This is a genomic window from Pseudoalteromonas sp. CO342X (genome assembly GCF_004208915.1).
In the GTDB taxonomy this organism is placed as follows: Bacteria; Pseudomonadota; Gammaproteobacteria; order Enterobacterales; family Alteromonadaceae; genus Pseudoalteromonas; species Pseudoalteromonas maricaloris.
The window spans coordinates 67,406-74,060 of the sequence record NZ_SGPH01000034.1 but is presented as its reverse complement, the minus strand read 5'-3'; the positions used below and the strand labels follow the sequence as shown (position 1 = coordinate 74,060).

Sequence of the window (6,655 nt, the reverse complement as noted above, 5' to 3'; positions counted from 1 at the left end):
CCGAACTCAGAAGTGAAACAAAACAGCGTCGATGATAGTGTGGATTACCCATGTGAAAGTAGAACATCGCCAGGGCCTTATAAGAAAAACCCGTTGCAGTAATGCAGCGGGTTTTTTGCTGTCTAGGATTTAGAAAACCTCGCGAGGTGAACTCACTCCTACCACAGTATCAGCACAGTGCAACATGTTAGGAGGTGGTTTACCCGCCGATGGCTTGCAATTAAGGTTTCCAGTCAATGGTAGTGTGGATCACCCATGTGACTCTCTATTTAAAAAATGAGAACATCCTACTTCGTAGCGAGCCAGGGCAAAATAAGAGGTTGATGAAAAGCGTTCATCCATGAGCTTCATCGACATTCGAACATCCGTGTACATCAAAACCCGTTGCAGCAATGCGACGGGTTTTTTGCTATTTGAGGTATAGAGATTTGAGAGATATAAAACCTCGCGAGGGAACTCGCTCCCACTCCCACCACAGTATCAGCATAGTGCAATATGGTAGGAGATTTACCCGCCGATGGCTTGCAATGAAAGTTTCGGCTCAAAAATAATGTGGAACACCCATGTACATCAGAACCCGTTTCAACAATTCGACGTTTTTTACTATTTGAGAAATAGAAAATCTCGCTAGGTACACTCACTCCCACTATAAACACAGTATTGTGGGAGGTTGTGGTAACTTAGAGTAAGGTGGTTAAATAACGCGAGAGAAGCGGGTGTTTTTGACTTGGTTTTGTAGATAGGCATCAAAGCACATGCAGATGATGCGAATAAACAAATTACCGCTACTGGTGACTTTTATAGTGTGTTCATTCAGCTCTACCAGTTCATCTGCTGCTAACGGTTCTAGAGCGTTAAGTGCTTGAGCAAAATATTCGTCAAAATTTATATCATAGCGTTGCTCGAACACCTTTTTATCTAACTCAAAATGACAAATAAGCTGTTTGATCACAGCCGCGCGTATTTCATCATCACCACTTAAGGTTATCCCTTTAGTGATCGCACACTTTTTATCACTTAAAGCCTGATAATAAGGTTTTAACTCTTTTTCATTTTGCAAAATCATGTGACCAATTTGGGAAATGGATGACACACCAAGACCTAACAGGTCACATTCGCCGTGAGTGGTATAGCCTTGAAAATTACGGTGTAGATGCCCTTCATTTTGCGCTATAGCCAGTTCATCGTCTTTTTTGGCGAAGTGATCCATACCGATGAATTGATACCCAGCGGAGGTCATCTGTTCCAGTGTTTGCTTAAAAATCTCAAGCTTTTCTCCCGCACTTGGCATGTCGGCTTCTTTTAGTTTTCGCTGTGCTGCAAATCTATCCGGAAGATGGGCATAGTTAAATACAGAGACTCTATCGGGAGAAAGCGCGATAAGTTGCTCAATCGTTTGCTTGTAGCTCTCTACAGTTTGAAATGGTAGCCCATAGATCATATCCATATTAATAGATTTAAAACCGAGCGTTCTCGCTTCAGTTAAGATAGCCAGCACTTCGTCTAGATGCTGTGGGCGGTTTACCGCAGCTTGTACTTCATCATTAAAATCTTGTACGCCAAAAGACACACGATTAAATCCGAGCTCGTGTAGATGGCGCATCATATTTGGTGCAAGTGATCTTGGGTCTATTTCAATACCACGCTGTGCACTTTGAGAGAAGTTAAATGCACTATTTAGCATTTCAATTAGACGTGTCATTTGCTCGGTAGTTAAGAAAGTTGGTGTACCACCGCCTAAATGAAGTTGCTTTACACGATACTCAGAAAATAGCGGCGCTTTTGCTGCGATTTCTTGTGCTAAGTAATCTAGGTAAACGTCAGCTTTGGATTGATGACGAGTAATGATTTTATTACAGCCACAGTAGTAGCACAGTTGATGACAAAAAGGGATATGAATATACAGCGAGAGTGAACGAGATTTTGAACCAGTAATAGCCGCTTGTAACTCTTTTTGGCTATAACCAGACTCAAGCGATAAGGCCGTTGGATATGAAGTATATCTAGGGCCAGATATATTGTACTTATTGATAAGGGAATCATTCCAAATAGGTAAATTAATCACGATACGCACTCTCGAGTTTTATTAAGAGTGTTAGTGTACTTTTTACCGTCTAGGTTAGATTTGCCTCAGATCAAAACACGCCGCGATTGCGACGTGTTTTGGTGTTTGATTAAAGCTTAAATTGGTTTACTGTTGAGTTCAGCGCCTTGGCTAAGTCGTTCAAGTCACGGGCTTCATCTGCCAATACATTGGCGTGGTTGGCCGTGCTATTAACGAGCTCATTAATTTGGTTAAGGCTATTGTTAATATCTTCTGCAACAACGGTTTGCTGCTCTGTTGATGTCGCAATTTGATGACTCTGGTCTTGTACTGTCGTGACCGACTCTGTGATTTCTTTCAAGGCATCAAGCACGGCTTGCGTTTCCTCTACGGTCCCCTCTGCGCGGTCTTGACCTTGCTGCATCATCACTGAAGCTTGTTGGGCAATTTGCTGCAAACGAGAGATCATATTACGAATGTCATCGGTAGACTCTTGCGTGCGGCTTGCAAGCGATCTGACTTCATCAGCAACCACCGCAAAGCCTCGGCCTTGCTCGCCCGCTCTGGCGGCTTCTATGGCGGCATTGAGTGCCAGTAAGTTCGTTTGTTCAGCAATACCGTTAATCACATCGATAACAGCACCTATGTTACTGGTTTCTTGTTCAAGTCCGGCAACCACTTTTGCAGCCTCGCCAATATGAAGTGCTAGTTCAGTCATGACTTCTTGAGCTTGTGATGAACGTCCTGCACCTTCATTGGTAATACGTTGCACGACATCAGCGGCTTGGTTGGTCTCTTGTGCATTACGTGAGATTTCAGTCACAGTGGCTGCCATCTCGGTCACTGCCGCGCTTACGCTATCTACCTGTTCTTTTTCGCGCTGAATTTCACTGTTAGTATTGTTTGATACTTCACGCAATTGGGCGGAAGCATTACTTAATTGCTCAGCTTGTGCTGCGGTATCGAGCATCATTGCTCTAAGTTTATCGATGAAGGTATTCATATGCAGCGCGAGTTGACCGACTTCATCTTTACTGGTGATATCGATACGTCTAGTCAGGTCGCCTTCACCCGATGCGATGTCTCGCATGGTTTCGGTAAGCGCTACAATCGGTTTGGTGATCATTTGCGTGGCGAGCAAGATCATTGCCACGATAATGGCTAAGATAATAATCAAGGCTGTGATTGTGCTCATTACGGCCTCATTCACCGGCGCTTCGATCAGCGACACTGGAATAAGTAGGCCAACGTGCCAATCCAATAGGGGGTTGTCTAATTTCACATTGTCATAAACAACATAATACGCTTCCCCTTTGAACGTGACCGTACTATTGCCAATGGGGTTACGCTTGATAGCGGCATTTAGAGCGTCAAAGCCTGATGTATTGGCAAACTGGGATTCAAGGCCATCTAAACCTTCTTTGCCTTTCTCGCCTTCATCTGTGGTAGAGAGTGAATGACCAGTACGCTTGGATAAATGCACAACATTTAAATCACCATCGAGCAAAAAGCCAAAACCTTTATCTTGAAACTTGATACGTTCAACCATATCGTTCAATTTATTGATCTGTAAGTCGACGCCACCCATGGCGACGAGTTTGCCGACGTTATTGTAGATAGGTTGACGGATCACAGCAGACACCGCACCGGTATTGATATCGGTTGCAATTGGACCGACATACAATTTACCTACATCAAGCGTATCCTGCCACCATGGGCGCTGATAGGCGTAGTAAGGTCGACCATCTGAATATGCTGATGTACGATCATTTTCTTTAAAATACTCACCGGTGTTTGCTGAGGCAATAAATGCTGAGAGAATATTTTCATCACCTTTGGCGATCCTAACCAAGTCTTCATTGACCTCTTGATAGTCTTTATCTTTAGTCAGATCGGCGCCACGGGTATTATAATTTTCAAACCAATGAATGTTGTGAGGCGTAGAAACAAAGGTTTCAACCACTTTGCCGTATTGGCCAAAGAATGCTTCCATTGCCAATTTTTCGGCTTGAATATAGCTTTGCGTTTCTCGTTCAATTCCATCTCGAGAGAGCGTTGCAATATGGCTGACGAAAAAGCTTGATGCAATAATTAATAATACGGAAATGGTGCCGCCAATTAGCAGCAATATTTTCTTTCTAAGGGATAAATTCTCAAGCATGACACTTCTTATTTTTAGCTTATGCAAACGGTAATCAAACCATAGATAACAGGAGAACGCCACCGTTTGCGTTAACTTCTTTTACATAGATAATACAAGGTAACTTCCTAGTTAAGGTAATATTCATATGAAAGTATTAAATCGCAGTCTGGTCGTACTGGGCGCGGGTTGGCTCGGTGAAGCGTTGTGTCGCGAAGCTGAGTTGCAAGGGTGGCAAATAGAAGGCACCAGAACCCAAGCTAGCGAGATGCATAGCTGGTCAAGGCAGCTGGTCTTAACTGAAAATGGCACCTTAGCGCACTCAATTTCTTTACACAACGCTTATTGGGTGTGTGCGATCCCACCAAGAGCGAGGCATGTCGATAGTAACTATTTAGAAACGTTAGAACAGGCATTGTTACTTGCAAAGAAAATGTCAGTAGCAGGCTTCTTATTGTGTTCGACCACTGGCGTTTATAGCACCGAAAATGGTGAATATGATGAACAAGGTAAGTTAGCGGATAAAGCCAACCGACGTGTTGATATATTAAGAACTGCTGAAGAGATGGTGCTTAACGCAGGCGGTAAAGTTGTGCGCTTAGCAGGTCTTCAAGGTCCCGGTAGGGAACCTGGGCGATTTGTAGCAGGAAAGGCCTTGTCTAGCTCAGCGAATGGTAGAGTGAATATGGTTCATCGCAGTGATGTTGTTACTGCAATCAATACCGTGATCGCGCAGTGGCAGGATGCTGCAGACATTTATAATGTTTGCTATCCAGCGCACCCCACGAGACAGGCGTTTTATCAATATCACTGTGAAAAGTTAGGGAGTGAGATGCCAAGTTTCGCTTCGTCAAAAGAAGAAGCGCGTATTATCAAAGCCGAGCGTATTACCGAACTCGGCTTTGCCTATCATCATCCGATTGTTAATGAATTTGAGTTAGGCTGAAGGTAAGAGTTGTGCTGGTAGCAAGTGCGCCAGTGCAGCTTGACCCAATAACGCATTAGCACTTTCAATATCAGGTGCAAAATATCTATCTTTGTCATAAAAGCTCACGACTGCTCGTAATATTTGCTGAGCTGTAGCCACTTTGTCAGATGGCTTAAGTGGCGCTCTAAAATCTAACCCCTGCGCTGCAGCAAGATATTCAACTGCGAGTACACCTTGGGTGTTGTCAGCCATTTCCTGTAAGCGTCTTGCCGCAAAGGTTGCCATGGAAACATGGTCTTCTTGGTTTGCTGAGGTTGGGAGACTATCAACACTGCCAGGATGTGCGAGTGTTTTGTTTTCAGAGGCCAGTGCCGCAGCGGTGACTTGCGCAATCATAAAGCCCGAGTTTACACCGCCATTGTTAACTAAGAAGGGAGGCAGTTTTGATAAGCTCGAATCAATAAGCAGTGCGATACGACGCTCAGCCAATGCACCAATTTCAGCAATGGCTAGCGCTAGGTTATCAGCCGCCATCGCGATAGGCTCAGCATGGAAGTTGCCGCCAGAAATAATATCTCCAGCATCTGCAAATACCAGCGGGTTATCTGTTACCCCATTGGATTCTACAAGGATCACCTCAGCGGCTTGGCGGATTTGAGTTAAACATGCACCAAGCACCTGTGGTTGACAACGCAAGCAATAAGGATCTTGTACTTTTTCACAATCAACATGAGCATCACTTATTTCTGAGCGAGTTTGTAAGATATCTCTAAATGCCAGTGCGGTGTCGATTTGGCCTTGCTGACCACGGACTTCGTGAATACGAGCATCAAACGGCGAGCGGCTGCCCATAGCTGCTTCAATGCTCATTGAACCAACGACACAGCTTTGCGCATAAAGATCTTCAGCTCTGAATAGGCCTTGCAGTGCAAAAGCAGTAGATGCTTGTGTACCGTTAAGTAGTGCGAGACCTTCTTTTGCAGCTAAAGTAAGTGGTTCAAGTCCTGCTATTTTTAAGCCATCGGTGGCATCAATAAGCTCGCCACGATAGCGAACCTGACCTTCGCCGAGGATCGGTAAACACATATGCGATAGTGGTGCGAGATCGCCTGATGCCCCGACCGAGCCCTTCTTGGGCACACAAGGATAGACTTCGGCATTAACCAAGGCCGCTAAGAATTCAATTACATCCAAGCGGATCCCAGAGAAACCACGAGAGAGTGAATTGATTTTTAGCACCATCATGAGTCGAACGGTGCTATCGTCCATTAACTCGCCAATACCGGCTGCGTGCGACAGTACAATAGAGCGTTGTAGCAACTCTAATTCGTCTTTTGCAATTTTGGTGTTGGCCAGCAAGCCAAAACCCGTATTAATGCCGTAAACGGTGCGTCCTTCTTTGATTACTTGCTGAACTGTGTCTGCACTGTTAGCAATAGCGGTTTTCGCTGATTCGTCTAAGCTGAGATGAACAGGCTGTTGATTGATTTGTCGTAACGTGTTTAAAGTCAGTTGGCCTGGGATTAAATTTAGTGAGTACATA

General features: G+C 44.5%; 4 protein-coding genes. 1 reads left to right on the top strand and 3 read right to left on the bottom strand.

Going from position 1 to position 6,655, the window contains the following annotated elements; genetic code table 11:
* Positions 1-694: 694 nt before the first annotated feature.
* Both hemN and EXT47_RS15335 read right to left on the bottom strand, forming a co-directional pair.
* Positions 695-2,065: an oxygen-independent coproporphyrinogen III oxidase gene (hemN, locus tag EXT47_RS15340; RefSeq protein WP_130127000.1), complete on the bottom strand. Its 1,371-nt coding sequence runs from the start codon at positions 2,063-2,065 to the stop codon at positions 695-697.
* A 109-nt stretch (positions 2,066-2,174) separates the two neighbouring features.
* Positions 2,175-4,205 carry a methyl-accepting chemotaxis protein gene (locus EXT47_RS15335; protein WP_130126999.1) on the bottom strand — a complete coding sequence of 677 codons (2,031 nt, stop codon included), beginning with the start codon at positions 4,203-4,205 and terminating at the stop codon, positions 2,175-2,177.
* Positions 4,206-4,332: 127 nt separating this feature from the next.
* On the opposite strand from EXT47_RS15335, the gene EXT47_RS15330 reads away from it, so the two are divergent.
* Entirely contained in the window at positions 4,333-5,130 is a 798-nt protein-coding gene (locus tag EXT47_RS15330) for an NADP-binding protein (RefSeq protein ID WP_130126998.1), read from the top strand.
* Here the strand turns inward: EXT47_RS15330 and hutH are convergent.
* On the bottom strand, positions 5,122-6,654 hold the full coding sequence (gene hutH, locus EXT47_RS15325) for a histidine ammonia-lyase (protein WP_045990242.1): 1,533 nt from the start codon (positions 6,652-6,654) through the stop codon (positions 5,122-5,124). The two genes, EXT47_RS15330 and hutH, sit on opposite strands and share 9 nt — an antisense overlap.
* Position 6,655: the final 1 nt, after the last annotated feature.

Bases quoted from the DNA above. Each gene is read 5' to 3' on its own strand.
- hutH (WP_045990242.1), bottom strand. From the start codon at position 6,654: ATGTACTCACTAAATTTAATCCCAGGCCAACTGACTTTAAACACGTTA.
- EXT47_RS15330 (WP_130126998.1), top strand. From the start codon at position 4,333: ATGAAAGTATTAAATCGCAGTCTGGTCGTACTGGGCGCGGGTTGGCTC.
- EXT47_RS15335 (WP_130126999.1), bottom strand. From the start codon at position 4,205: ATGCTTGAGAATTTATCCCTTAGAAAGAAAATATTGCTGCTAATTGGC.